Source organism: Chryseobacterium sp. BLS98 (assembly GCF_001045445.1).
Lineage (GTDB): Bacteria > Bacteroidota > Bacteroidia > Flavobacteriales > Weeksellaceae > Chryseobacterium.
This window is the reverse complement of the sequence record NZ_LFNF01000002.1, coordinates 458,859-483,074: the sequence shown is the minus strand read 5'-3', so window position 1 is coordinate 483,074 and position 24,216 is coordinate 458,859. Positions and strand designations below refer to the sequence as shown.

The window sequence follows — 24,216 nt, the reverse complement described above, 5'->3', positions numbered from 1 at the left end:
TTTACTTGATTTATTGAATAATTTATTTTTTCTTTGTACTTTGAAAATATTTATATCGACTATGAAAAAACTAAAGTTGTTTTCATTAATAGCATTAAGTTCTACACTTGCATTAACCAGCTGTGGCGGATCCGGGACCAGCAAAGGAGGCGGTACTAAAAAATTTGTCAGCAAGACGGGTTGGAAACCAAACGAAAAACAAGGTTGGTTTTTTGCAGGAAAGCAACAAAAACAGAAGGGGTGGCCAGGAATGGTATATGTAGAAGGTGGAACTTTTACAATGGGATTAGTGAAAGATGATGTTATGCATGATTGGAATAACACACCGCGCAGAATGCAGGTAAGTTCATTCTTCATCGGAGAAACAGAAATTACTAACTACGAATACCGCGAATACCTGACATGGTTGAAGTACGTATTTCCACCAAGTGACCCTAGCTTTAAGGAGATCTATAACGGCGCTTTGCCAGATACTCTTTTATGGGACAACAAATTAGCTAGAAACGATTATAATGAAACTTATCTTCGTTCTCCGGAATTCGATTACTACCCGGTAGTAGGCGTTTCCTGGACTCAGGCGAACAGATATTGTGAATGGCTTACCGATAGAGCGAACGAAAAAGCTTTAATGCAGGCCGGAGTTATAGCCAAAGATTTGTATATCAACGAATCTAATAATCAGGGCGGAACTGCTTTCAACATGGATAAATTCAAAGCGAACGATCCGGAAATGCAGGGATATATCAACGAGAAAAGAATGCAGCAAAAATCTGGTATGAAAACTACCAACCAGAGACTTCTTTCTGCAAACAGAGCTCCAAATGCTTCAATGGTTCAGAAGTTCAGACTTCCTACAGAGGTTGAATGGGAATATGCAGCTCTTGGTATGGCTAAAAACAGAGAATACAACCAATACTTAGGTAAAAAACCTGAAATCGAAAGATTAAGAGGAACCAAAGGAAGAGATAAAGGAATGTTCCTTGAAAACTTCAAAATGGGAAGAGGGGATTATTCAGGTATTGCAGGATGGAAAAACGACGGAGCTGCACAAACAGCAGATGTAAGACAATATCCATCTAATGATCTTGGAATCTATGGTATGTACGGAAACGTTTCTGAATGGACTGCTGACGTTTACAGACCAATCATTGATGAAGATTTCAACGACTTCAACTACTATAGAGGAAATATGCCTCAGGCTATTGTAAGAAACGGTGACGGAACTTACAAAATGATTGACGAAGGTTCAATCAAGTATGATACTTTAGCAGATGGAAGATTAGTATACAAAGGTTTACCTGGACAGTTTGAAAGAGAAACCGTTGCTGATCTTAGAAACTACAGAGATGGTGACAGACAGTCTTCTTTAGAATATTACAGAGCTTCAGATTCAGCTTCTTCATTTGATATGTACAATTCTCCTCAGAGAAGATTTATTGTAGATGCAGGTGGAAGAGTAAAACTTCAGAAAGATACGAGAGACAGAACATCTGCAGTATCTAATGATGTGAGAGTTGTAAAAGGTGGTTCTTGGCAGGATACAGCATATTGGTTGGATCCGGGACAAAGAAGATACAAAAACCAGGACAGAGCTTACGGATGGATCGGCTTCCGTGTTGCACAGGATGCTAGAGCTAATGATAAGAGCAGAACTAGAAGATAATATTATCAAAAAAATACTTAAAAAAAACCTTCCGGATTTCCGGAAGGTTTTTTTATTTTTGAAGTATGAAATCGCTTTGGCTAAAAAGTCTAAAAACACTTGTATAGATTTGGCGATTGCATGTGACTTCTTAAAAAAATATATATATTTCCACATGAATATAGAACAGTTTTATCCTTTATTTTTACAGTCAGATAAAGTGACTATCGACAGCAGAAAAGTTAGCAAGAATGATATTTTCTTTGCCTTTTCCGGTGAAAACTTCAATGCTGCCACCTTAGCAGAAAAGGCTGCAGACGATGGCGCTCTGTCCGTGATCGTAGAAAAGCAGGAGTTCGAAAATAAAGGTAGAAATATTTTCTATGTTCCCTCCACACTGGAGTTTCTTCAGCAGCTGGCTATTCATCACAGGAACCAGCTTAAGATTCCTGTTATAGGCCTTACGGGAAGTAACGGGAAGACAACGACCAAGGAAATTATCCATGCGGTACTTTCAGAGAAATTCAATGTACAGTATACTTCAGGAAATTTAAATAACCATATCGGTGTTCCGTTAACTATTCTTTCCATAAAGCCGGAGCACGAAATGGCAGTGGTAGAAATGGGAGCCAATCATCAGAAGGAAATTGAATTGTTATGTACCATTTCACAGCCGGATTTCGGATACATTACCAACTTTGGAAAAGCTCATCTGGAGGGTTTTGGTGGGTTCGAAGGAGTGATCAAAGGGAAATCCGAACTCTATGATTATCTGAAAAGCCACGGAAAAACCATCGTTGTCAATGAGAATGACCCTATACAGACAGAAAAAACCGAAAATTATACCCCAAAAATTACTTTCGGAAAAGAACATTCGGATTATCATTTCGGACTTCTTTCTGAGGAGCATTTTGTAGGACTGGAATATCAGGGAGCACATGCCGTTTCAAAACTGACGGGAGAATATAACTTTACCAATCTTTGCGCAGCAGCCAGCCTTGGCCTGTACTTCGGAATCAGCTTTGATAAAATAAAGCATGCTGTTGAACATTATACGCCAACCAATATGCGTTCGCAGGTGGTAAAAAAAGAAGGCACTACATTGGTTTTAGATACCTACAATGCCAACCCCAGTTCTATGAATGCCTCGCTGCATAATTTTGCCTCTTTTGAGGGTCGTAAAACAGTCATCATCGGCGATATGCTTGAATTGGGAGAAGAGAGTGCAAAAGAACACCAGAACATCCTGAATCTTGCCCGGGAGCTGGCATTCGACCAAATTATTACAGTTGGAAAATATTTTAAGGCTGTTAATCCTTCATCACTGTCTTTTGAAAATACTGCGGAATTAATAGCCTATCTTCAGGAGAATAAAATTCACTCTGAAAATATTCTTTTAAAAGGTTCACGCGGAATTGCTCTTGAGAAATCCATCGAATTTATTTAATAGCTTTTGAAAGTAGGGAAGTCTGAAGCTGGAAGATAGAAGTTATTGAGATTGTAAAAACATCTGTATTCCAGCTTTATAATCAATTTTTATGGGAACTGCCAGAGGTGAAAAGTTTGCTATAGCTTCCAACCTCTCTCTTCCAGTTTCCAACTAAATGTTTTTATTTGGAACTCCAGAACTCTTTTACAATCAGTTTAATATTCTGGAAAGTGCTTGGGAAAACTTCATCCTCGATCTGTGCGGTGTTTTTCCAGGCTACTTCAGTAATTCCTTCTTCTATCTGGGGTTTTGAAGTGTCTTCACCATTAAAGTTCATTTCAAACCAATGCGTACACTTAAGAATTTTTTCACCGTTTCTTTCAATATAAATATGATAGGTGGTATTGATGAATTTTACCAGCTCCACATCTTTTAATCCGGTTTCTTCCTCAATCTCCCTGACGGCTGATTCTTCGCGGGATTCACCTTTTTCCATTTTACCTTTGGGAAGATCCCATTTACCCAATCTTTTAATGAAAAGCAGATCACCCTCAGGATTATTGACAAGTCCTCCGGCGGCTTCTATGATCCTGAAAAGCTTTTGGAACTCGTTCCAGATTTCTTCAATATTCTCACCGAAAACATTCAGCTCTTTTACCGAGGTGTTCTCCAAAAGATCCAATGCAATCTCTAAAGTTGTGAAACTTTCGTACCTAAGCTCTTTTTCAAGATTCTCAGGATGCTTAGACACTAATAATTTTTTTTCGTTCACAAAAACTTTATACATTTGTAAGAATTAAGAATTTAAATACAAAAATAAAAAATGAATTTAGAAGGACGAAAAATTATTGTCAATAAATCATCTAAAGAACTGGCTGAAATATTGAAATATCCTGAAAACTACAAAGATTTTATGCCGGACGGTCTTCAGAAATTTGAAACGAGAGATAACGGTTTTAAATTCGGACTTCAAGGAATGCCGGAAATTGCTTTGAAAATAGATGAAGTGGATGAGCAGAAAGCAGTTTTGAAGTCAGCAAGTTCAAGCCTGGATTTTTCACTGACTGCTACTTTAAACCCTGTCAGCGAAAATCAAACTGAGGTTCAGATGCTTTTTGAAGGGAAATTCAATCCTTTTATCAAAATGATGGTAGAAAAGCCGCTTCAGAACTTCATCAATACATTAACAGACAAGATCGAAGCCTACAAATAGTCAAAACCTTCAGAAATGAAGGTTTTTTTATGCCAGTACCCCTGAACAGTGATCTTGAGTGCTGCCTGTTGCGGAAGAAAGGACATTGATTTCGTTATTCATCCTTAAAACTCCCATAAAGGCAAAGATCAGCGCTTCTTTATGATCAACGATCTGCTTTTCCGGAATGATGATCATGGATTCCGTTTTTTCTCTGATCTTTTCAATAAGACAGGTATTGTAGCTTCCTCCGCCGGTGCAGAGAACATTTTTTAAATTGTTTTGATGAATAATGCTTGATATCTGCTGCGCAACATGCTCTGTGAAAGTAGTAAGGGCATCCTCAGCCTGAATATTTTCCAGAAGGGGAAAAATAAACTCATTACACCATTCAATACCTAAAGATTTAGGATGAGGCTGGCTATAAAAATCCAGAGTATTCAGTTTTTCTAAAAGCGCATTATTAAGTTTGCCTTTCCTTGCCAGATCACCGTTTTCGTCAAAATTTTTATTGAATTGCTGAGCAAGCCTGTTTAAAACAATATTAACGGGTGCAATATCAAAAGCTATTCTTTTGTTATCCTGTTTTAAAGAAATATTGGAGAAACCTCCCAAGTTCAGGCATGCATCATATTCAGAAAAAAGCAGTTCGTCACCGATAGGAACCAAAGGAGCTCCGTTTCCTTCCATCAGCACATCCTGACTTCTGAAATCATAGACAACAGGAAGTCCGGCTTCTAATTTGATTGCTCTGCCGTCACCAATCTGCAGAGTGAATTTCTTTTTTGGCTGATGAAAAACTGTGTGGCCATGAGAGGCGATGAGGTCAATATTCTGAAGATGGTTACGGTCGATAAATTCCCTGACTTTTCGCCCAAGATAAAAACCATACTCCGAGTGAAGCTCCAGTAATTCTTCCGAAGATAAATGGATGGAGTTTCTGAGTTTTTTCTCCCATTCCTCCGGATAGGCAATGGTCTCAGCATGCAAGATCTGAAAGTTCCAGCCATTGTTTTTTTCAAAAGCGGCAAAACATATATCCAGACCATCCAGACTGGTTCCGGACATGAGCCCGATAGCCTGAACTCTCATATTACTGCGGTGTTTTTTTTTCTTCAAGTCTTTTTGTACTGAAATCTCCTGAATTATTAAAGAAAGTATATTCTGAGAAATCATCCTTTGCCGTCATACCATTGGCGCCCACCAATGTAGATCCGTCTTCCATGGTGACATATACCGTATCTTTCGTAAAAATCCTGTTCTTTTTCTGATCCCAGTAAATACTCTGCATTGCAAACCTCTGGCCTTCATTTGTGGTAATTCTTACATCACCTTTGGCTTCGTAGAATTTTTTATATTCAAAAATGCGGGCATATTTAGCGGTAATTTTACCCGGTACCTTTGGCTTCTTTTTATCAAAAAATTCAATCATGATGCCTTTTCTGGCTACAATATAAGGGCTGTCTATCAGCTCATATTTTTCAATAATCTTAGCTTTGGCTTTTAATGATATAAAACCGGAATCCCGCTGTATAATATTGGCATTATTGATGATCTGTGACGGGAAGTTCTTGCTTTTGTTGCCATTGGCTTTGGTAAGATCCTCTTCACAGGATGTCAATATAAAAAATATAGCACAACTAAAAAGGCATGCTATATTTTTATATGATATTTTATCTGAAAAATTCATTTTAGTTGTACAGGGCCTTTCTGAACCATCTGTCAGCAAAATTAAATCCTACTTTAAGGTTAATGTAATTCTGGTTGATCAGGTTGTTTTTAAGTGTTCCTCTCTTTCCAACTTCCAGGCCTAATTCCAGACCGCTCATCCTTGTAATGCTGCTTGTTTTGAACGGAAGCAATACTCCTCCGGAGATCCCGAACTTATTAATGCTGGTTCCGTTTATTTTAAGACTTCCTCTTTCGTAGAAAGCTCCGTATCTGTAAGTTACCCTTGAGAAATAGCTTCTGAAGTTATTGTAATTCGGCAAATACCAACCTCCGGCAGAAATTCTGTATGTATCCTGGAAGTCAAAAGTTTTCCCGAAATAAGAAATATCTTCTCCTTTTTTATAATCAAGCTGTCCTGAAAAGAACCAGTGGTTCTCACTTCCGTATCCAACTCCAAGAGATGCCTGTAACGGAAGAAGGTTTTTAGAACTTGTGCTTTTTTGGTCTATAATGGTTTCTAAAGCTTTAACTGTTTGTGCAGCATCAGAATATACATAAGTACTGTTGATGTAATCTGTAGTCATGTTGCTGGTATTCCCAAATGTAGCCGTAGCACCAATAGTCAGCTTTCTGTCTGTACGGGTATTCAGACTCTGGTAGCTACCCCCAAGGGTGAAGTTAAAGTTTTTAATGCTGTTTTTAGTTTCATAACCGTTGATATATTCAGCGTTGAGAACTTTATCTTTATCTAGAGATGTAAGCTCATTACGGTCATAAAGATTTCCAAAGTAAAGATTAGCTCTTAAACCTACAGCAAAATTCTGGTCAATCTTATAAGAAATAGCTGCCTGGGCAGTATTTAAAGTTCCACTTCCTTTAAAATGGTTTACATTATAGCCGTCTAATGTTTGAACACCATCTACAGTGCTGTATCTTTCAGTAGTATTTACAATATCATAGCTCTTGGAGCTGTAAGGCTGGTAGGAAAGACCCATCTTCACTTTTGGAGACAAAGGAAAAGCTAATGATATATTGGAAAGATACGTAGAATGTTTGGTAGACTTCGTATTGTTGTAATCTGTTTTGAAGTAATTGTTTTCGTTGGTAGCCTCCAGCTTGATGCTTGTAAGCTCGAAATTAGAGTTATTCGCAGGGTTTGCGAAATTGAAGCTGCTCGTGAAATCACTGATATAAGCAGTAGATATACCACCCATAGAGGCAGTTTCAATCGTATTATCATATTTTACATCTCCAATTCCATAAGTTGCATACGGAGAGTTACTTATACTCTGTGCATTTAGGAAGTATCCAACTGATATGAATGATACCGCAAAGATTTTTTTCATTCTTTATTTTTAAAACAATGCGCAAATATCTTAAATATTAATGAATTGTAAAAATTATATGTGGTTAAAGTTTGTTAAGGGGGATGAATAGCCATAATTATGGTGAATCGTTAGTTGTGAATATACTTTGCTCGTGATTTTTTACAACCTATTTATAAGTTATATTACTGAACTCACCACTTCACCTGTAAAGCAAAATTCACATTTCAGAAATCATCCGTTCCAAAAAATCTTTATCTTTGGGACATGAATTGGGAGAACATCGCCGGACAGGAAAATCTGAAAAAACTTCTTCGTGAGAGTATTGCTGAAAACAGAGTAAGCCACGCCCAGCTTTTTTTAGGAAAAGAAGGTTATGGGACATTTCCTATGGTTTTGGCTTATGCCAAAGAAATTTTTAGCCGGGAAAATGAGCATGCCGCTTCCAAGGTGGAACATTTGAATCACCTGGATTTGCACTTTAGCTTCCCTGTTTTTACCGATAATAAAAACTCTTTAAGCAAGAATAAATTTGAGGATTTCAGAGAAATGATCCTGGATTCTCCCTATTCAAGCTATGATGACTGGACTGCTTTTCTGGAATCGGAAAATAAGCAGCTGTTCATTTCTGCAGATGAAATTGATGAGCAAAACCAAAAATTTGCCCTGAAAAGTTTTGAAGGCGGAACCAAAATCCTGATCGTTTGGCGGGCAGATAAAATGAATATAGCAGCAGCCAATAAATTTCTGAAATTTCTGGAAGAACCGCCGGCCAAAACCCTTATTCTCCTTACAGCCGAAACAGCGAACGATATTCTTCCTACTATTCTTTCCAGGACACAGATCGTAGAAGTTCCGAGAATCAGTGATGAAGACCTGGAAAACTATTTTAAAAAGAATTTCCAAATTTCTGAGGAAAAAATAAGAGAAATTGTTCATGAAGCACAGGGTGACCTTAATGAAGCTCTGAAAATTTTAAATTCCGGGCATAAAAGCGACGAATTTGAAAAACTCTTTATCCAATGGGTAAGGGATGCGTTCATGGTGAAAAAAAAGCCCCAGTTTTTAAAAAGCATTATCTTCTGGGCCAGAGAAATTGCCGGATGGAACAGGGAAAAGCAGAAAAATTTCCTGAATTACTGTTCAGAGATTTTCAGGCTTGCCCTTCTGCAGAATTATCAATCCGAAAATCTGGTTTATAAAAAAATCAACGCAGAAGGTTTCAACTGGGACGGGTTTTCTAAATTCATAAGCGGAGCCAATATTGAAAGTATCCTGGAAGAAATCAACACGGCAGACCTTCACCTGACAAGGAACGGAAACCCGAAAATTGTCTGGACGGATCTTGGCATCAAGCTATCTCGCTATATTCATAAAAATTCGTAGTTTGGAGTAATTCACTCGTTGAAATTTATAATATTTAATAATATAAAAGTCCGGATCTGTTCCGGATTTTTTCGTTTAAGGTTCTGCACCGATGAAATTGATTCTCATTTATTAAGTTTTCATTAAATTTTTATAACTCTAATGTGGTTAATAATCAGTGATTTACATTAGTGAATATTAAAAGAAGATTAAAAAATCAATCAATCGTTTGATTTTTTAAAAATCTTGTGTAAATTTGCGCCCTGAAAAAGAGAGATGCTATGGTTTCAAAAGAAGAAAATATATTATTTGCTGCAGAAAAACTTTTTGCTGAAAAAGGTTTCGAAGGGACTTCCACCAGGGAGATTTCCAAGGCAGCGAATGTAAATATCTCTATGATTTCTTACTATTTCGGTTCAAAGGAAAAGCTGTATGAGAAGTTGGTGGAATACAGAATGAATGAAGGACAGTTTTTTTCAAAAGACATTCTGGAAAGAACAGATATCAATGAATGGGAGAAGATAGAAAAAATTGTAGACCAGTTTTTGGGAAGGGTGAGACATCATAAATGTTTTTACAGAATCATGCAGAGAGAGCAGCTTCATACAGAAAATCCTCAGATTGTGGAATTTCTGAAGCAGACCAAAATGGGCTTTATCTCTATGTATTCTCAGGTTCTTGAAAGCGGACTGAAAAAAGGGATCTTCACCAAAAACCCTCCCATCTATTTACTTCATGCCACCGTAAGCGGAACTTTGTTTTATGCATCCAACGCCAAAGAAATGTATAAAGAATTCCTGAACGATACTGCGGATGATGAAATTTTTGATGAAAAATACTACACAGAACTTAATAAACATATAAAATATTTACTAAAAGACCTTTTAGGTTATGAAGAGAATAAATAATTCGGTGTTGGCATTATCCCTGTTTATGGGAATGGCAGCCATAAATGCTCAGGAGAAAAAGCAGCTCACCCTCGATGAAGCCGTGCAGCTGGGAATCCAGAACAGTAAAAGCCTTAAGATAGATGCCGCTAAAATTGAAGAAGCAACGGCAGATCTTTTGGAAGCCAAAAACAGACAGCTTCCGGAGCTTAAAGTTTCGGGCAGCTATATGTACCTTCCGCTTAAACCCAATGTTGACCTGAAGCTTCCTGGCGTTTCGGCTGCAGGGGGTCCGGAAGTGCATCAGGTTGCTTATGGATCTGCTAATCTTAGCGTTCCTATCTACAGCGGCGGAAGAATCAAATATGGGATCCAGTCTGCAAAATATCTGGTGGAAGCATCCAAACTAAGCACTGAAAATGATAAAATAGCGATTGCTTACAATGTAGCTCAGGCTTATAACAATTTGTTTAAAGCTAACCAGGCCATCAAAGTTTTGGAAGAAAATCTTACGGCTTCTCAAAAAAGGGATGAAACTTTTCTTAAGCTTGAAAACAATGGCGTTATCGCAAGAAACGACCGTTTAAAAGCAAACCTCCAGACCTCCAATATCGAACTGCAATTGTTGGAAGCTAAAAACAACTACAATATTGCAAACATCAATATGGACCTGTTATTAGGTATTCCGGAAACGACAGAAATTGAAGTTGACCAGAATTATATCGATGAAGGTTCTGAAGTGAAAGCGGTGGATTATTATGTCAATGAAGCTAAAGAAAACCGTAAAGACCTGCAGGCTCTGGCTCAGCAGAGAAAAGCGGCAGAATTGGGAACAAAATCAGCAAAAGCTGAAAACCTTCCTTCAATTGCATTTACAGGAGGTTATGTGGCAGCAGACATTCCAAAATTTCTTACCATATACAATGCCGTAAATGTAGGGGTTGGAATTTCTTATAACCTGTCTAATATCTGGAAAGAAAACTCCTCATTGAAACAATCCCAGGCAAGAGAAAAGCAGCTGGCCGCCAGCGATGAGTTGCTGAATGACAATATTAAGCTTGACGTGAACAGGGAGTACCAGAACACAGATTACTCTAAAAAGAGAATCGCAGTGTATGAAAAAGCTGCCGAACAGGCCAACGAAAACTACAGGATTACCAAAAACAAATACGACAACGGTCTTGCCACCATGACAGAACTTCTGGATGCAGACGCTGCCCAGATATCAGCTAATGTAGGGGTGATCAATGCAAAGGCAGATGCCGCTTTAGCTTACAGAAAACTATTACAGACAACAGGAACTTTAACAATTAAATAATCAGACTCAGACCAAAATGGAAAATAATAATAAACCAACAGTTGAACTTGAACCTAAAAAGAAAAAAAGTTTAGTTTTCCCTATCATCCTAGCCGCTGTAGTAATCGGTGGAGGGATCTACGGATACAGAGCTTTTACTTATGGACAATATCATGAAGAAACCGATGATGCGCAGATTACTTCCAATATGGCACCGGTAATTTCTAAAATTTCCGGATATGTGGCAGAAGTAAAAGTAAAGGATAATCAGTTTGTAAAAAAAGGGGATACTTTGGTGATCCTTGATAACAGAGATCAGAAAATGGCTCTTGAACAAGCTCAGGCTGCTTTATCAACAGCTAAAAGCAATATTTCAAATGCAGAAGCAACAACAACTGCAACTTCAAAGAATATTAGCTCTTCACAGGCGGCAGTGACAACAGCCAACGCACAGATAGAAGCAGCAAAAGTAAACGTATGGAAAACCTCTCAGGATTTGAAGAGATATGCTAATCTTGTAAAAGACCATTCTATTACGGAACAGCAGTACGAGCAGGCTTTGGCCGCTAAGCAGTCTGCAGACAGACAACTTCAGGTTTTGGTTGACCAGAGAAACCAGATCGCGCAGCAAACTACTATTGCATCTTCTCAGACTGCAGCAAGTTCACAGCAGATTAGCGTTGCGGGTTCAGTGGCAAAACAAAGAGAGGTAGATGTGGAAAATGCTAAATTAAACTTGTCATATACTGTAATTCTTGCTCCTGAAGATGGGTATGTTGGAAAAGTTTCCACTCAGGCAGGACAGTATCTTCAGGCTGGATCACAGCTTTTTGCTTTGGTTAAAAACGATCAGAAATGGGTTGTGGCCAACTTCAAGGAAACGCAGGTAGATAAAATGGTGGAAGGACAGAAAGTGAAAATTGAGATTGATGCTTTCCCTGATCAGGAATTTGATGGGGTAGTGAGCTCATTCTCACCTGCAACAGGAGCTACATTTTCAATATTGCCTCCGGATAATGCCAGTGGTAACTTCGTAAAAGTAGTTCAGAGACTTCCTGTAAAGATCGATTTTGTAAATCTTGACAAAAATATTGCAAAAAGACTGAGAACAGGGATGAACGTGAAGGCAGAGGTATCATTGAAATAGTATGAATGTATTCACGTACAATGTATTAATGATTGATTGAAAGATTGAAGAATTTAAATATTCAACAAGGGGATTTTAATCCGCTTATATAAAAAAACAATTTTCAGTGGCTTTAGCCAAAATTCAGATCATTAATACATTCTACATTTTACATTAATACAAACTATTCGTACAAAAATATTATGCAAGATTCATTAGTAGAATATGGAGCCCGGAGAGTGATCATTACGATCACAGCAATCCTTTGTGCTCTGCTTGAAATTGTGGATTCCACGATCGTGAACGTTGCCCTGAACGAAATGAAAGGGAACCTTGGAGCTACACTTTCTGAGGTAGGCTGGGTGATCACAGCTTATGCAATCGGTAACGTAATTATCGTGCCGATGACGAGCTGGCTGTCACAGCAGTTCGGACGTAGAAATTACTTCGCTGCTTCCATTATCATATTTACTGTGTTTTCCTTTTTATGCGGAAATGCCACCAATATCTGGGAGCTCGTATTTTTCAGACTGATGCAGGGAATAGGCGGGGGAGCGCTTCTGGTGACTTCACAAACGATCATTACCGAATCTTATCCTATTGAGAAAAGAAGTATGGCTCAAGCTATCTACGGTTTGGGAGTAATTATCGGTCCAACCTTAGGTCCACCGCTGGGAGGATATATCGTTGATAATTTTAGCTGGCCGTATATTTTCTATATCAATATTCCAATCGGAATTGCAGCAACGCTGATGACCTTACAGTTTGTGAAAAGCCCGAAATACGCAGAAAAACGAAAGGTTTCGGATGTAGACTGGATAGGAATTGCTTTACTGGCAGTTACTGTAGGATCTTTGCAGTTTATTCTGGAAAGAGGCCACGAAGAAGACTGGTTTGAGAGCGGAATGATCGTAACATTTACCGTATCGGCTATTTTAGGATTTATATTATTCCTCTGGAGAGAGCTTACCTTCAAATATCCCATCGTGGAACTTCGGGTGCTGAAAAACGGAAACCTGAGGATCGGAACGGTAATGTCTTTCGTCTTAGGATTCGGGTTGTATGGATCTACATTTATTGTACCGCTGTATACACAGAGTATTTTAGGATGGACGGCCTTACAGTCGGGAGCTTTGATGATTCCTGCGGCACTGACGACAGCCTTTATGATGCCGATTATCGGAAGACTGCTTTCAAAAGGGGCAAAACAGCAGATTCTGGTGTCTTTGGGACTGTTCATCTTCTTTATCTACAGCTTCTGGGGATATAAAATCCTTACTCCGGATACAAGTAAAGATGCCTTTTTCTGGATGCTGATCGTAAGGGGAGCCGGTCTGGGACTTTTGTTTATCCCGATCACTTCATTGTCATTAAGTACACTGAAAGGTCAGGAAATCGGACAAGGGGCAGCATTTACCGGGATGATGAGACAGCTTGGGGGTTCATTCGGGATTGCAGCAATTACTACATTTATTGCCAATGCAGGCCAGAAATACAGGCTCAACCTAATCTCTCATCTTGATGAAAACAGTTTTGATGTTCAGCAGCGTCTCAACGGATTAAAAGCCAGCTTTATCGCAAAAGGAATGACTCCTGATGCAGCGATGAATGCAGCTTATAAAATGTTGGATCTGTCAGTAACCAAACAGGCTACGGTACTTTCATACATGGACGTCTTCCTTTACTTAGGGGTTATTTTCCTTGTGTGTATCCCGTTCATACTTTTCATTAAGGAAAGAAAAAGCAAAGAAAAAATAGATTTGAGTGGTGTACACTAAACTGATCTGAATAATACAAAGCCTCCGGAAATTCCGGAGGCTTTTTTGTGGAAAATGATTATGAAAATTATGTCAATCATTAATTTGTTATGGAATATGCTTCGACTCCGTTCAGCATGACATTTCTAATACTAACTGTTTTTTTACCGGCTTTTTTTTCGTCTTGTCATGCTGAGCGGAGTCGAAGCACCTTAACTTATCCTTAAAGACTTAAAAAACTTAATGGTTAAAAACGATTAAGTTCCGCTGTCCACTCAATCCCACTGATATCAATCAGTTTTATTGTATGGATTTTTTGTTTTTTCGTTAAAATATCATTAAGGTTCACCGTAAGATCAGCCTTTGAGCCGAGTGGAATAACCAGGCTGTGTTTTCCAGGCTTTACTTTGGATACATAATGATTGTTGATATTTTCTTTCGGGAACTCCGAAAGTTCTCTGTGGTTAAGCTCTTTTAAAATATTCCCGTTTTGATCCAGAATATGGATACCGATCAGAAAAGAACCGTATACATCTGCACCTTCAGTCCTGTATACTTCAAATTTTAAATCTGAGTCATTAAGAGAAATATTGGAAATTTCAATCTTAGGTCTTACAGATTTATTGTGAAGTGTTCCCCAAACTCCTCCATGAAAGTACTGGTTGGTATAAAGTGTAAGTCCGAAAATGAGGACCGAGCCCGCGAATACAAGGGTTTTAGGTTTTGACAAAGGAAGGACGCCTGATGCTAACCATACAAACCACTTTTTACGGACAAAATTTTTATTGTTCTTAATGAGATGATAATCTAAAGAAAAAGGACCACTTCCGGTAAGGAATAAAACAAATCCTCCCGCGATTCCTAAAACACCTATCTGCCATTCATCAAGGCAGGTCGTTCCGATCCAGCCTGAACCGAGGAGAATTCCCAGGGCAAGACCGAAAATTCCTATACTCATTAACCTTGTCAATAACCCTAAAATGATGAATAATCCTACCACCGCTTCTACGATTGTAAAGGCCATCATTGAAGTTTGAAGGATATCAGGATGGGTGACTAAGTATTCGATAAGAGGTTTTATGCCTAAAGCATTGGGCAGGAAATGATTGAATTTTTCACCTATATATCCTGCTTCCTCAGGAATAAGTTTGTTTTCGAGAACAAGTCTGCGCCAGAAAGCTGAAAAGTAAGTCCATCCGATCACGAGACGGAATGATAATGTATATAACCCGGCCAGGTCATAAGACCGGCTGTCTGAAGTATGTTTCATTGAAATTATTTGATATTAAAAGATTGTATATAAAATTAAACCGGTTAAAATTTAAACCAGATCTAATTTCAATCTTTTAAACAAAATATACTTTGGAGGGCTGTTTCCGGAAGCATGTCCGGAATATTTTTGGAACCTGATTTTTTCCTCTCCGAAGCCGAAAGATGCATCAGAATGGAAAAGAAAACCATTGTTTTTAAACTTTACATCAGTTTTTGAAAGGACTATTCTCGAAGATGAGGTTTCACCGGAGAAAGTACAGGATGCAGCACTGTTGGTGATTTTTACTTTATTTAAACCATTGATGTGCTGAATATCGAAAATACTGAAGAAATCCCTTTTTAAGGAACAGGGTGATAATGAAAATGCCAATACAAACACCATGATGAGTGCTTTGTAGTTTCTTATATGGATTCCTGATATGGGCATTTTTACAAAACTACACTTTATTTTATAGGAAAACCTTATGAATTACAGAAATTCCTCCTGCTGATCTACGAATAAATTTTATTTCCCACTGATTTCATTAATTTGTATGGATGGCTACTGACAAACAGTTGTCACAATCCTGATGTATCTTTACCTTGAATTCTTTAGTATTAATTACAAAAAAGGGGTCAAAATTATTTTGACGAAATTGTAAATCGTTTTGGAGATCAGGCAAGACCTTACAGGGATTGATATTAAAGAAGATTTAGAGAAATTTTAAACCAAGAGAGAAAATTTATTCAAATGAGTTATTGTTCAGCAATAGAAGGAATGAAGCCTGAAAGCAGGAGGGAACTTCATAAAAATTACCACGATCACCATTACGGATTTCCAATCCATGATGACAATGAGCTTTTCGGAAGACTGATCCTGGAGATCAATCAGGCAGGATTGAGCTGGGAAACGGTATTAAAGAAAGAAGAAAGCTTCAGAAAGGCATACAGCAATTTTGATATTCAGGCTATTGCTGCTTATACGGAAGAAGACCGTGAAAGACTGCTGAATGATCCCGGAATTATCCGGAACCGCCTGAAAGTGAATGCTGCTATTGAAAATGCTAAAACCATTGTGGCTTTGCAGGAAGAATTCGGATCATTTGAAAAATGGCTGGAACACCACCATCCGAAAACGCTTCAGGAATGGATGAAACTCTTCAAAAAAACATTCAAATTTACCGGCGGGGAGATCGTTAACGAGTTTTTAATGAGCACAGGATATCTAAAGGGTGCACACACCGAAAGCTGCCCTGTTTACAAACATGTGTCGGATCAGAAGCCACTTTGGATGAAGTAAAGAGTTTAGGAGTTAGAGAGTTATAGTGTTTTTTATACACCAGTTTACGATTTATCTAAAGTTTAGTTACATCAATAGCAACGGACTTGAATCCGTTCAATAAAAAACAAATGAAATCCGGCTTTAGCCAAAATCTGAATTTATAGTTTGTGTGGCTTAGAAACAGAATTTATATTTTTCATAATTTCCTTATGTTCTTTGCCCCATTTTTCAAACTCTAGGATAATAGGTTTCAATTTATAGCCTATTTCTGTCAGTTCATATTCCACGCGGGGCGGGACTTCTGCGTAAACTGTTCTGGTGATGATCCTGTCTTCTTCCAGCCTGCGGAGCTGCAGGGTGAGCATCCGTTCTGTAATATTGTTTAACTTTTTTCTAAGTTCTCCAAATCTTAATTTTCCATTGATAAGATAGCAGCAGATTGCCAACGCCCACTGTCCGCCAATCGTATTGGAAGCATAGATTTCAGGGCATTCGTCGGCCAGGGCTTTTTTATTGGCAAAATTGGTGGATGTTTCCTTTATTTTAGTCATTACTTACATTTTTTATAGTACCATACAATTGGGTATCAATGGTAGAAATGTAAGTTACGTATATTATTTTTGCTGGAGAAATTTAAACAAATGAAAACATTAATTATAGTTATTCACCCGGCAATGGAAAAATCGGTGATCAACAAAAGATGGATGGAAGAACTGAAAAAATATCCTGAAAAATATACCGTTCATTCATTATATGATGTCTATCCGGACGAAAAAATTGATGTAGCCAAAGAGCAGCAGCTGATAGAATCTTATGACAAAATTGTTTTCCAGTTTCCGTTTTACTGGTTCAGCAGTCCGTCACTTCTGAAAAAATGGTTTGATGAGGTGCTTCTTTACGGTTGGGCTTACGGAAGTAAAAGCGGTTTCAAAGCAGGTAATAAGAAAATGACGCTGGCCGTTACAGCGGGAATTGATGAAGAAGGTTACAGCGATTCCGGAAAATATAAATATACCATGAATGAGCTTTTCCGGCCTTACGAGCTGACTTTCGATTATATCAGGGCAGATTATGAGGAACCTTTTGTGTACTACGGAATCGAAAACGATCCTTCAGAAGAATGGGTGGAAAGAAGTGTGCCGATGTATCTTGAATTTTTGGAAGTATTGTAAGATACAATAATCAAGGCTTAGGTGAACTTTTCTTATCGTTATGATCATTAATAGCTTCTATTAATTTTTCCTGTATCTCTTGTTTTTCAACAGTGGTAAAAGCAATTAAAATTCCAACTAAGGTTGTTGCAAAGCCTCCCCAAAAATTACCAACATAATGATCTTCTAAATTGCGGGTCTTTAGAAAATCGGCAATTATTGAATTTTGTTTAATATTTAATGAAGCAGAAAAATCATTGCCAAATGATATTAAGTGATTTTTATCCATGTTTTTAATTTCATTTACTTCTACTGTGATGTATTGTTCAAATTCTTTTTTAAAAACAACTGTAAACTCACCAATTAAGTTTTCCAGATTAATTTTATTTGGGTTTTGCATTGGTATTTTTTATAAAAATACTTAAAAATTCCTTACCCCACCGTTTTCGTATCCTCCTCCTTCAATATTTTTTTCTCCTTCATCGAAAGCATCATTCTTTCATACTTATATTTTTCCCAGTCAAACTGATTCAGGAAATCCAGTGCAGCCTGAAAACCCCTGTTGAAAAGATCTTCCTTTTCTTCTCTTTTCATGAAAAAATTCAGCCAGCTGCTTGTTCCACAGTTGACGTTCTGGATACTGTAAAGACGGTAGAAACTGTGTTTGGTCAGGAATGATTTATCATTAAAACCTTTTAAAGTACTGATGATGTTTCCGGCATATGAAAAAGGGGTTTTGAGAATTTCTTCACTGGTTTTCCCTTTTTCTGAAAGAAGATCCGAATCACTTGTAAGCTGTACCCCGAAAAGCGGCATCCTGGGATAAAATACATCGGTTGCATGGAAAATATCAATCGGAAAATTGGAAATACTTCCGCCATCAATGAAAAGCCCGGCAGGGTAGATGTTTTCCGGTTTCGTATTCATCCAGAATTTCCAGGCATATTTCACAGAATCATCATCTTTATTGATTCTCTTCTGAAATGGTTCAAAAAAGAACGGAACAGACATGGATGCTCTGACAAATTCAGCAGGACTGATGTGCTTGAGTTCCTCTTCCGACCAGTATAAATTGGCCATGGTAGGAAGCTCTACCTTGATCTTGGCATTGATATCGGTGGTAATGACAACATATTCCGAACGGAGCTGGTAAAAAGGATTGTTTTTATAATAATCGTTGCCCACAGCACTTTCATAGAATATTCTGTAGCTTGTCTGATCAATATGCTCAATATTTTTATCCTTGATTGCCTCAATGCTTTTCAGGGCAATGGTATAATATTCCTGATTGTTTCCGTAGCGGTAATTCAGGTTCAAATCATATTCTTTCTGGATAAACTTTTCATTAAGGTCAGCCACTGTTTTGATTCCGAAACTGTCCAGAACATTTTCCATCGTATGCAGAAATGTATTTCCAGGATTGAATCCGCTGTTCTGCTTTCTGAAATCATTATAGAATTTTTTAATGCAGAAAAAAGTGATTATTACAGGAATTAAAGGAACCAGGAACAGCAGTTTTGCCTTGAGTGTTGTTTCAGGCCGGGCAGCAAAAGGAATAATCACCAGGATGATCATGATAACAGCCAGAATGATGGCATTGATCTTAAAGAAATTCTTATTGTTAAGAATCGCATGAATGGTGGTTTTTACATAATTTCTCCCATCCATGAAATCGGCGAAATTCCAGCTAAAGAGAATATCTTTGATGATTTCACTTTTAGCTTCTTCCTTGGTTTTACAGGCAGCAATAAGCATCGTGTTAATGGCTCCGGCACTGGTTCCCGCCACTTTCAGAAATCGGATTCCAAATATTTCCAGCCCGTAAAGATAACCTACCAATGCGCTTCCCCAGACACCGCCTCCTTCCTGAACAAACTCCACATACTGGTTTCCCTGGGCATCCAGCAGATCGGAGAATTCTTTGGAAGAGATATTTTCATGCAATGCAGACAGTTTTTCTTTAGACTCTCCGGAAAGTACATCTTCCTTAAGGATTTTATCTAAATTTTCAGTTTTCATGGTGGTTTGGTGTTTAGCTGTTTTTTGGATTAAATGCCAGGATTCAAAATTTTACTTTTTTATTATTAGATCTGTATAAAATATTTAAAAACTTTGTTATCAACAATATCACCACCTGCTTCCGGTTAATGTCGTCCGGAAATTACCACTGCTTACGTCTGGCATAAATAAATGTGCAGATCACAACCAAAGCCATAATGCCTAAAGTTATAAAATAACCGTATTTGTGGTGAAGTTCCGGCATATTGTCGAAATTCATCCCGTAAACACCGGCAATAAAAGTGATTGGTAAGAAATAAACCGAATAAATGGCAAGTACTTTCATCACCTGGTTAGCCTTTTGGTCCGAAAGCGCCAGGAACATCGAAATAAGGTTGGTGATCTGAATATTCAGATGGTCAAAATCCGCCACTACATCTTTATGTTTGTCTTTTAGATCGACGATTTCAGAATCCGGGAGGTTGAGTAATTTAAATTTATCTACAGCATCCGTGGAAATGGTCAGTACCCTTGAATTCAGTCCGGATTTTCTTTTCAGCTTGTACAGTCTTCTGATCTGGTTGGTATGGTTGGTGTTTTTAAGAAAGATCTCATTTTCAATGTTATCCATGGTTTCCATAAGACTGATAGATTCATCATCAAAGCTCTTCATAATCAGGAGAGCAATAACCAAAGCTATTTTTGAAGGCGGGATATCTGCCTGCATCGAAGAGATCTGCTTCTTGGTCTCTGTAATGCTTCTGGTCTTCATCCTGTGAATAGTGATAATCGTATTATCCACCAGGAAAATCCCGATTTTTGTACTGATGTCGCTTATTGTATTGAGATTTTTCCGCTCCAGTTCTGTACTTTCACGAAGGAGATAGAATTTAATATTTCCATCCTCTTCATATTTCGGAAGGTGGTTCGGATCCATCGTATCTTCCAGAAGAAGATTGTTGATTTCATATCTTTCGTGAAGAAATTTCAAGTCTTCCGCTGTGGGAGCCTCTACATCTACCCATTCACATTGGGAGTCTCTGTATATCGTGTCAATTGGCATACAATAAAAATACTAATATTTTGAAAAACTATGTGTTAAATAATTTTATCTTTGCCAAAATTAAAAAAACTATATGATTAAAAGTACAATAAAAGGGATCGGATTTTATGTTCCAGATAATGTTGTTACGAATGATGATTTAGCAAAGCTGATGACCACCAATGACGAATGGATTACGGAAAGAACAGGCATCAAAGAAAGAAGACACAGAAAAAACAGAAATGATTCTCAGGAAACCACTGCTTATTTAGCGTTTAAAGCTTCTGAAAAAGCTCTTGAAAAAGCGGGACTTACCGCTCAGGATATAGACTATATTGTTTTTGCAACCCTTTCTCCGGATTATTATTTCCCGGGCTGCGGGGTATTGCTTCAGGATATGCTGGGCTGTGATACAATCGGTGCTCTGGATGTAAGAAACCAATGTTCAGGATTTGTGTATGCAGTGAGTGTTGCCAACGCTTTTATCAAATCAGGAACTTATAAAAATATCCTTGTGGTAGGAGCAGAAATCCATTCTTTCGGACTTGATTTTTCCGATGAAGGAAGAGGTGTTTCTGTAATTTTTGGAGATGGGGCAGGAGCTATTATACTGTCTGCCACCGAAGATGAAAATGCAGGGGATATTTTGGCGGTAAATATGCATTCGGAAGGAAAATATGCAGACGAACTGTGCACACAGTTTCCGGGATCTAAATTCGGATGGAGCGACAGGATGAGAAAAGAACCGGAAAATGTAACCAATAAGGAAGTATATCCTATCATGAACGGTAATTTCGTTTTCAAGCATGCGGTAACAAGATTCCCTGAAACGATGATGGAGGCTCTGAATAAAGCAGGAAAAACAGTGGAGGATCTTGATATGTTCATTCCTCACCAGGCCAATCTTAGAATTGCCCAGTTTGTACAGCAAAAATTCGGACTTCCGGATGAAAAGATCCATAACAATATTCAGAAATACGGAAATACAACAGCAGCTTCTATTCCTATTGCATTAAGCGAAGCTATTGAAGAAGGAAAAGTTAAAAGAGGAGATCTTGTGCTTCTTTCGGCCTTCGGGAGCGGATTTACCTGGGGAAGTGTATTGTTTAAATATTAATTTTTTTCAATTATAAGTGAATAAAAGCAGGTAATTTTCTACCTGCTTTTTGTTTTTAGTAATGTAATATTGGTTTTGTTTGAGAAATAAGAAAAAATGTTTTTTTTTTATTAACTTTGAGATGCTTAATTATAAACAAAAAACAAATGAAAAAGTATTTATTACCTGGGGCTTTACTACTGCCCTTATTCTGTTATGCACAAGTGGGGATAAACACCCCAATTCCTGCTTCAACTCTCGATATAACAGCCAAAAATGCTACCGGTACCACTGCTGACGTGGATGGATTACTGGTTCCGAGAGTTGACAGGCAAAGAGCGCAAAGTATGACGGGAACTCCTGTTTCCACGTTAATTTATGTTAACAGTATTGCAACGGGAACGCAAGCTGGAACCGCTGCAAATATTGATGCTGTAGGATATTATTATTACGATGGTACGGTCTGGACCAAACTAAATACACCTGTTAATATTTATACCTCTAATGGTACCCTTGCGGGAAATAGAACAGTGACAACCGCGGGAAATTCGCTTAATTTTGTAAATGGATCAAATAATGTAGGAATCGGAACTACGGGAACCCAGGGGATCGTATCGGCAGCAGGTTCTTCAAGGGGGGCATTTCAGGCGACTGGGGGATCAGGTACTTTAAGTATGTTTGTGGATAATGCTTCAACAGCTCAGATTACTACATCAGGTAACAGTACAGGCATGAATTTGAATACGATTTCTGCAAATCCTATCAACCTGCTTACCAACAATGCTAATAGAATGACAGTAACTGGAACCGGGAATGTAGGAATAGGAACTCAGACTCCGCAAAAACTTTTACATGTGAATGGTGCGTTACAGGTTACCAATGAGATCAACGTAGGAGGAAATGCCACTACAGCAGGAAGCGCTGGAACTACAGGCCAGATTCTCACATCGAACGGAGCAGGCGCAGCGCCTACCTGGAAAACATTGAATACCTCTAGCGGAACTATTTCTTCAGCCAATTATGTGCAGGGAACAACAGCATTAGCTATTAATCAAGGAACAGTTGCTGATATACCGGGAGTAACCATAACCCTAACTGTTCCTGCGGGGGTTACTCAGACATTTCTGTTTACCATTTTGGGCTATGCAACCAGTACTACAGCAACAGATGCACAGGGGGCTTTTTATCTTTTACAGGATGGAACCAAAATATCGTCTGCCTATACCTCAATGGTAAGCGGAACAGCTTTAGTAAGGCTTCCGATCCCGGTAACTTTTCTGAAAGCGGTAACTCTTAGTGCAGGAACTTATACTTTTAAGGTACAGTATTCTGCATGGGCAGGAAACCAGATCGTCAACTTTGTGCCTTCCGGCTATTCAGGATATAATGGTGATACTGAAGCGATGCTTACCAAAATGCAGGTTTTAGTATACAATAACTAAATGAACAGTATAGTTACAAAAAGAATCGCCAGTGAAAAACTGGCGATTTTTGTATTAAAGACTTTTCAATAACTTCTCAGTATCCGTAGAATCCTGACCTGTACTTTTAGCCAGCTGAACAGATTTTTCAGCCCAAATCTTGGCATTCTTTTTATCTCCTATTTTGTTGTAAAGATTGGCCAGTGTATCTGTATTGGCATAATTTTCATCTTTCTTTACAGATTCCTGGGCCCAGCTTACTGCTTTTTCCAGAGAGGTTTTGTTGCTTACGTTTTCAAAAAAGTTCCACGCCAGTGAATTCAATTCTTCTGAACTTGCTGCAGAATAATCTTTATACAGTTCCAGGGTCAGTTTTTCATAGGTCGGAATATCTTTATTCTTTAAAGCTCTGTTTGCTTTTGCTCTTTTCAGTGTTTTTTCAGCTTCGTCTTTAGGCATGAATTTTTGTGACTCTGTAAGGAAATAGCTGTCGTTCCATGATTTGGTGTCTGCATTGTAAGACTTTTTAAGAACAGTATTGAGTTGTATACTCTTATCCACTTTTGCATATCGGTCTTCCGGCAGGATTTTGATGATATCAGATTTTCTTGCCTGAAAGGTTTTGTATAACGGGCTTTCCGTACTTTGTATTCCTGAAAGAAGCATTTGTATATCTTCCTGATCCAGTACAGTCTTTTGTTGGAAATAACGGTCAAGTACTTTGCCTGCAAATTCAGAATCATTGTAAATGGTAAGGCCTGCAAGGTTCTTTAGAAATTCAGGATCCTTTTCTCCGTTTTCAAACTTTTGCTTCAATGCAGTAAGTCTTTTACTGGGATCTTCAGCATCTTTGGCAAACTGGATGAAATCCTTTTCCTCTACATAGCCTAAAGTTCTGTGTACTTCTTCTCCGTCACCATTAATGAAAAGATAGGTTGGAAATGCTTTCACGTTGTATTTTTTAGCAAGACCTATTCCTTCTCCTTTTTCCATATCTATTTTCGCATTGATGAAATGGGAATTGTAAAAATCACCAACGGTCTGAAGTGGAAAAATATTTTTCACCATCAATTTACAAGGGCCGCACCATGATGCATAGGCATCTACAAATATAAGTTTATTCTCCTTTTTGGCTTTTGCCAGTATCGATGAGAAATTACTGTCTTCAAATTTAATTCCCTGCGCCAATGCCAGAGCTCCTATAAATAAAGAAGAAAATATTGCTAATTTTTTCATAAAAACTTTTTATTGATTACAAATGTAATAATTATGTTAACAATATGT

At 38.1% G+C, this 24,216-nt stretch carries 23 protein-coding genes; 12 read left to right on the top strand and 11 right to left on the bottom strand.

Annotation, left to right across the window (positions count from 1 at the left end; genetic code table 11):
* Window positions 1-61 precede the first annotated feature (61 nt).
* Together gldJ and ACM40_RS07040 are read left to right on the top strand one after the other, a co-directional pair.
* Window positions 62-1,663, top strand: coding sequence for a gliding motility lipoprotein GldJ (gldJ, locus tag ACM40_RS07045; protein WP_048502123.1), 1,602 nt, complete (start codon window positions 62-64; stop codon window positions 1,661-1,663).
* Between the two features lie 154 nt (window positions 1,664-1,817).
* Complete coding sequence (locus ACM40_RS07040; protein ID WP_048502856.1) at window positions 1,818-3,089, top strand: UDP-N-acetylmuramoyl-tripeptide--D-alanyl-D-alanine ligase; 1,272 nt, start codon at window positions 1,818-1,820, stop codon at window positions 3,087-3,089.
* Window positions 3,090-3,252: 163 nt separating this feature from the next.
* On the opposite strand, the gene ACM40_RS07035 is transcribed toward ACM40_RS07040, so the two are convergent.
* Window positions 3,253-3,858 carry an NUDIX hydrolase gene (locus ACM40_RS07035; RefSeq protein ID WP_048502122.1) on the bottom strand — a complete coding sequence of 202 codons (606 nt, stop codon included), beginning with the start codon at window positions 3,856-3,858 and terminating at the stop codon, window positions 3,253-3,255.
* A 36-nt stretch (window positions 3,859-3,894) separates the two neighbouring features.
* On the opposite strand from ACM40_RS07035, the gene ACM40_RS07030 reads away from it, so the two are divergent.
* Entirely contained in the window at window positions 3,895-4,284 is a 390-nt protein-coding gene (locus ACM40_RS07030; protein ID WP_040998816.1) for a hypothetical protein, read from the top strand.
* Window positions 4,285-4,311: 27 nt separating this feature from the next.
* On the opposite strand, the gene ACM40_RS07025 is transcribed toward ACM40_RS07030, so the two are convergent.
* Genes ACM40_RS07025 through ACM40_RS07015 form a run of 3 tightly spaced genes read right to left on the bottom strand, consistent with a single transcriptional unit; the run spans window position 4,312 to window position 7,280 of the window.
* The gene (locus tag ACM40_RS07025) at window positions 4,312-5,355 is read right to left on the bottom strand and encodes an anhydro-N-acetylmuramic acid kinase (protein ID WP_048502855.1); all 1,044 of its coding nucleotides are present in this window, start codon (window positions 5,353-5,355) and stop codon (window positions 4,312-4,314) included.
* Window position 5,356: 1 nt separating this feature from the next.
* Window positions 5,357-5,953, bottom strand: coding sequence for an LPS export ABC transporter periplasmic protein LptC (gene lptC, locus ACM40_RS07020; protein ID WP_048502121.1), 597 nt, complete (start codon window positions 5,951-5,953; stop codon window positions 5,357-5,359).
* 1 nt (window position 5,954) lies between these two features.
* Window positions 5,955-7,280 carry a membrane protein gene (locus tag ACM40_RS07015; RefSeq protein ID WP_048502120.1) on the bottom strand — a complete coding sequence of 442 codons (1,326 nt, stop codon included), beginning with the start codon at window positions 7,278-7,280 and terminating at the stop codon, window positions 5,955-5,957.
* Window positions 7,281-7,526: 246 nt separating this feature from the next.
* Here ACM40_RS07015 and ACM40_RS07010 point away from each other — a divergent pair, with 246 nt between their 5' ends.
* The 5 genes from ACM40_RS07010 (at window position 7,527) to ACM40_RS06990 (ending at window position 13,712) form a co-directional block, all read left to right on the top strand.
* Window positions 7,527-8,645 carry an ATP-binding protein gene (locus ACM40_RS07010; RefSeq protein ID WP_048502119.1) on the top strand — a complete coding sequence of 373 codons (1,119 nt, stop codon included), beginning with the start codon at window positions 7,527-7,529 and terminating at the stop codon, window positions 8,643-8,645.
* 260 nt (window positions 8,646-8,905) lie between these two features.
* Window positions 8,906-9,532 (top strand): TetR/AcrR family transcriptional regulator, encoded by a 627-nt coding sequence (locus tag ACM40_RS07005; protein ID WP_048502118.1) that lies wholly within the window; start codon window positions 8,906-8,908, stop codon window positions 9,530-9,532.
* Complete coding sequence (locus ACM40_RS07000; protein WP_048502117.1) at window positions 9,516-10,829, top strand: TolC family protein; 1,314 nt, start codon at window positions 9,516-9,518, stop codon at window positions 10,827-10,829. Before ACM40_RS07005 ends, ACM40_RS07000 begins: the two co-directional genes overlap by 17 nt.
* 16 nt (window positions 10,830-10,845) lie before the next feature.
* A complete protein-coding gene (locus ACM40_RS06995; RefSeq protein WP_048502116.1) occupies window positions 10,846-11,955 on the top strand; it encodes an HlyD family secretion protein in 1,110 nt (369 codons plus the stop codon).
* Window positions 11,956-12,137: 182 nt separating this feature from the next.
* Window positions 12,138-13,712 (top strand): DHA2 family efflux MFS transporter permease subunit, encoded by a 1,575-nt coding sequence (locus tag ACM40_RS06990; RefSeq protein WP_048502115.1) that lies wholly within the window; start codon window positions 12,138-12,140, stop codon window positions 13,710-13,712.
* A gap of 226 nt (window positions 13,713-13,938) precedes the next feature.
* Here the strand turns inward: ACM40_RS06990 and ACM40_RS06985 are convergent, their stop codons facing one another.
* On the bottom strand, window positions 13,939-14,961 hold the full coding sequence (locus ACM40_RS06985) for a TQO small subunit DoxD (RefSeq protein ID WP_048502114.1): 1,023 nt from the start codon (window positions 14,959-14,961) through the stop codon (window positions 13,939-13,941).
* Between the two features lie 51 nt (window positions 14,962-15,012).
* A complete protein-coding gene (locus ACM40_RS06980) occupies window positions 15,013-15,390 on the bottom strand; it encodes a hypothetical protein (RefSeq protein ID WP_048502113.1) in 378 nt (125 codons plus the stop codon).
* A 303-nt stretch (window positions 15,391-15,693) separates the two neighbouring features.
* Here ACM40_RS06980 and ACM40_RS06975 point away from each other — a divergent pair, with 303 nt between their 5' ends.
* A complete protein-coding gene (locus ACM40_RS06975; RefSeq protein ID WP_048502112.1) occupies window positions 15,694-16,242 on the top strand; it encodes a DNA-3-methyladenine glycosylase I in 549 nt (182 codons plus the stop codon).
* A gap of 140 nt (window positions 16,243-16,382) precedes the next feature.
* Here the strand turns inward: ACM40_RS06975 and ACM40_RS06970 are convergent, their stop codons facing one another.
* Complete coding sequence (locus ACM40_RS06970; protein ID WP_048502111.1) at window positions 16,383-16,775, bottom strand: winged helix-turn-helix transcriptional regulator; 393 nt, start codon at window positions 16,773-16,775, stop codon at window positions 16,383-16,385.
* A 90-nt stretch (window positions 16,776-16,865) separates the two neighbouring features.
* Between ACM40_RS06970 and ACM40_RS06965 the strand changes: the two genes are divergently transcribed.
* Entirely contained in the window at window positions 16,866-17,396 is a 531-nt protein-coding gene (locus ACM40_RS06965; RefSeq protein WP_048502110.1) for an NAD(P)H-dependent oxidoreductase, read from the top strand.
* 10 nt (window positions 17,397-17,406) lie between these two features.
* Here the strand turns inward: ACM40_RS06965 and ACM40_RS06960 are convergent, their stop codons facing one another.
* From ACM40_RS06960 to ACM40_RS06950, 3 genes are all read right to left on the bottom strand, one after another.
* Window positions 17,407-17,775: a hypothetical protein gene (locus tag ACM40_RS06960; protein ID WP_048502109.1), complete on the bottom strand. Its 369-nt coding sequence runs from the start codon at window positions 17,773-17,775 to the stop codon at window positions 17,407-17,409.
* A 32-nt stretch (window positions 17,776-17,807) separates the two neighbouring features.
* Window positions 17,808-19,394, bottom strand: a complete 1,587-nt coding sequence (locus ACM40_RS06955) for a patatin-like phospholipase family protein (RefSeq protein WP_048502108.1) — start codon at window positions 19,392-19,394, stop codon at window positions 17,808-17,810.
* A gap of 142 nt (window positions 19,395-19,536) precedes the next feature.
* Window positions 19,537-20,436 carry a CorA family divalent cation transporter gene (locus tag ACM40_RS06950; protein ID WP_048502107.1) on the bottom strand — a complete coding sequence of 300 codons (900 nt, stop codon included), beginning with the start codon at window positions 20,434-20,436 and terminating at the stop codon, window positions 19,537-19,539.
* 73 nt (window positions 20,437-20,509) lie between these two features.
* Here ACM40_RS06950 and ACM40_RS06945 point away from each other — a divergent pair, with 73 nt between their 5' ends.
* Both ACM40_RS06945 and ACM40_RS06940 read left to right on the top strand, forming a co-directional pair.
* Window positions 20,510-21,532 (top strand): 3-oxoacyl-ACP synthase III family protein, encoded by a 1,023-nt coding sequence (locus ACM40_RS06945; protein ID WP_048502106.1) that lies wholly within the window; start codon window positions 20,510-20,512, stop codon window positions 21,530-21,532.
* A gap of 146 nt (window positions 21,533-21,678) precedes the next feature.
* A complete protein-coding gene (locus ACM40_RS06940; RefSeq protein ID WP_048502105.1) occupies window positions 21,679-22,953 on the top strand; it encodes a hypothetical protein in 1,275 nt (424 codons plus the stop codon).
* 54 nt (window positions 22,954-23,007) lie between these two features.
* Here the strand turns inward: ACM40_RS06940 and ACM40_RS06935 are convergent, their stop codons facing one another.
* A complete protein-coding gene (locus ACM40_RS06935; RefSeq protein WP_048502104.1) occupies window positions 23,008-24,168 on the bottom strand; it encodes a thioredoxin family protein in 1,161 nt (386 codons plus the stop codon).
* Between the last annotated feature and the right edge of the window lie 48 nt (window positions 24,169-24,216).

What these genes read in the sequence shown, in the direction of transcription:
- ACM40_RS06945 (WP_048502106.1), top strand. Translation starts at nt 20,510, where the DNA reads ATGATTAAAAGTACAATAAAAGGGATCGGATTTTATGTTCCAGATAAT.
- ACM40_RS06935 (WP_048502104.1), bottom strand. Translation starts at nt 24,168, where the DNA reads ATGAAAAAATTAGCAATATTTTCTTCTTTATTTATAGGAGCTCTGGCA.
- gldJ (WP_048502123.1), top strand. Translation starts at nt 62, where the DNA reads ATGAAAAAACTAAAGTTGTTTTCATTAATAGCATTAAGTTCTACACTT.
- lptC (WP_048502121.1), bottom strand. Translation starts at nt 5,953, where the DNA reads ATGAATTTTTCAGATAAAATATCATATAAAAATATAGCATGCCTTTTT.
- ACM40_RS07010 (WP_048502119.1), top strand. Translation starts at nt 7,527, where the DNA reads ATGAATTGGGAGAACATCGCCGGACAGGAAAATCTGAAAAAACTTCTT.
- ACM40_RS07000 (WP_048502117.1), top strand. Translation starts at nt 9,516, where the DNA reads ATGAAGAGAATAAATAATTCGGTGTTGGCATTATCCCTGTTTATGGGA.
- ACM40_RS06950 (WP_048502107.1), bottom strand. Translation starts at nt 20,436, where the DNA reads ATGCCAATTGACACGATATACAGAGACTCCCAATGTGAATGGGTAGAT.
- ACM40_RS07015 (WP_048502120.1), bottom strand. Translation starts at nt 7,280, where the DNA reads ATGAAAAAAATCTTTGCGGTATCATTCATATCAGTTGGATACTTCCTA.
- ACM40_RS07030 (WP_040998816.1), top strand. Translation starts at nt 3,895, where the DNA reads ATGAATTTAGAAGGACGAAAAATTATTGTCAATAAATCATCTAAAGAA.
- ACM40_RS06970 (WP_048502111.1), bottom strand. Translation starts at nt 16,775, where the DNA reads ATGACTAAAATAAAGGAAACATCCACCAATTTTGCCAATAAAAAAGCC.
- ACM40_RS07005 (WP_048502118.1), top strand. Translation starts at nt 8,906, where the DNA reads ATGGTTTCAAAAGAAGAAAATATATTATTTGCTGCAGAAAAACTTTTT.
- ACM40_RS06940 (WP_048502105.1), top strand. Translation starts at nt 21,679, where the DNA reads ATGAAAAAGTATTTATTACCTGGGGCTTTACTACTGCCCTTATTCTGT.
- ACM40_RS06965 (WP_048502110.1), top strand. Translation starts at nt 16,866, where the DNA reads ATGAAAACATTAATTATAGTTATTCACCCGGCAATGGAAAAATCGGTG.
- ACM40_RS06955 (WP_048502108.1), bottom strand. Translation starts at nt 19,394, where the DNA reads ATGAAAACTGAAAATTTAGATAAAATCCTTAAGGAAGATGTACTTTCC.
- ACM40_RS06980 (WP_048502113.1), bottom strand. Translation starts at nt 15,390, where the DNA reads ATGCCCATATCAGGAATCCATATAAGAAACTACAAAGCACTCATCATG.
- ACM40_RS06985 (WP_048502114.1), bottom strand. Translation starts at nt 14,961, where the DNA reads ATGAAACATACTTCAGACAGCCGGTCTTATGACCTGGCCGGGTTATAT.
- ACM40_RS06990 (WP_048502115.1), top strand. Translation starts at nt 12,138, where the DNA reads ATGCAAGATTCATTAGTAGAATATGGAGCCCGGAGAGTGATCATTACG.
- ACM40_RS07035 (WP_048502122.1), bottom strand. Translation starts at nt 3,858, where the DNA reads ATGTATAAAGTTTTTGTGAACGAAAAAAAATTATTAGTGTCTAAGCAT.
- ACM40_RS06995 (WP_048502116.1), top strand. Translation starts at nt 10,846, where the DNA reads ATGGAAAATAATAATAAACCAACAGTTGAACTTGAACCTAAAAAGAAA.
- ACM40_RS06975 (WP_048502112.1), top strand. Translation starts at nt 15,694, where the DNA reads ATGAGTTATTGTTCAGCAATAGAAGGAATGAAGCCTGAAAGCAGGAGG.
- ACM40_RS06960 (WP_048502109.1), bottom strand. Translation starts at nt 17,775, where the DNA reads ATGCAAAACCCAAATAAAATTAATCTGGAAAACTTAATTGGTGAGTTT.
- ACM40_RS07040 (WP_048502856.1), top strand. Translation starts at nt 1,818, where the DNA reads ATGAATATAGAACAGTTTTATCCTTTATTTTTACAGTCAGATAAAGTG.
- ACM40_RS07025 (WP_048502855.1), bottom strand. Translation starts at nt 5,355, where the DNA reads ATGAGAGTTCAGGCTATCGGGCTCATGTCCGGAACCAGTCTGGATGGT.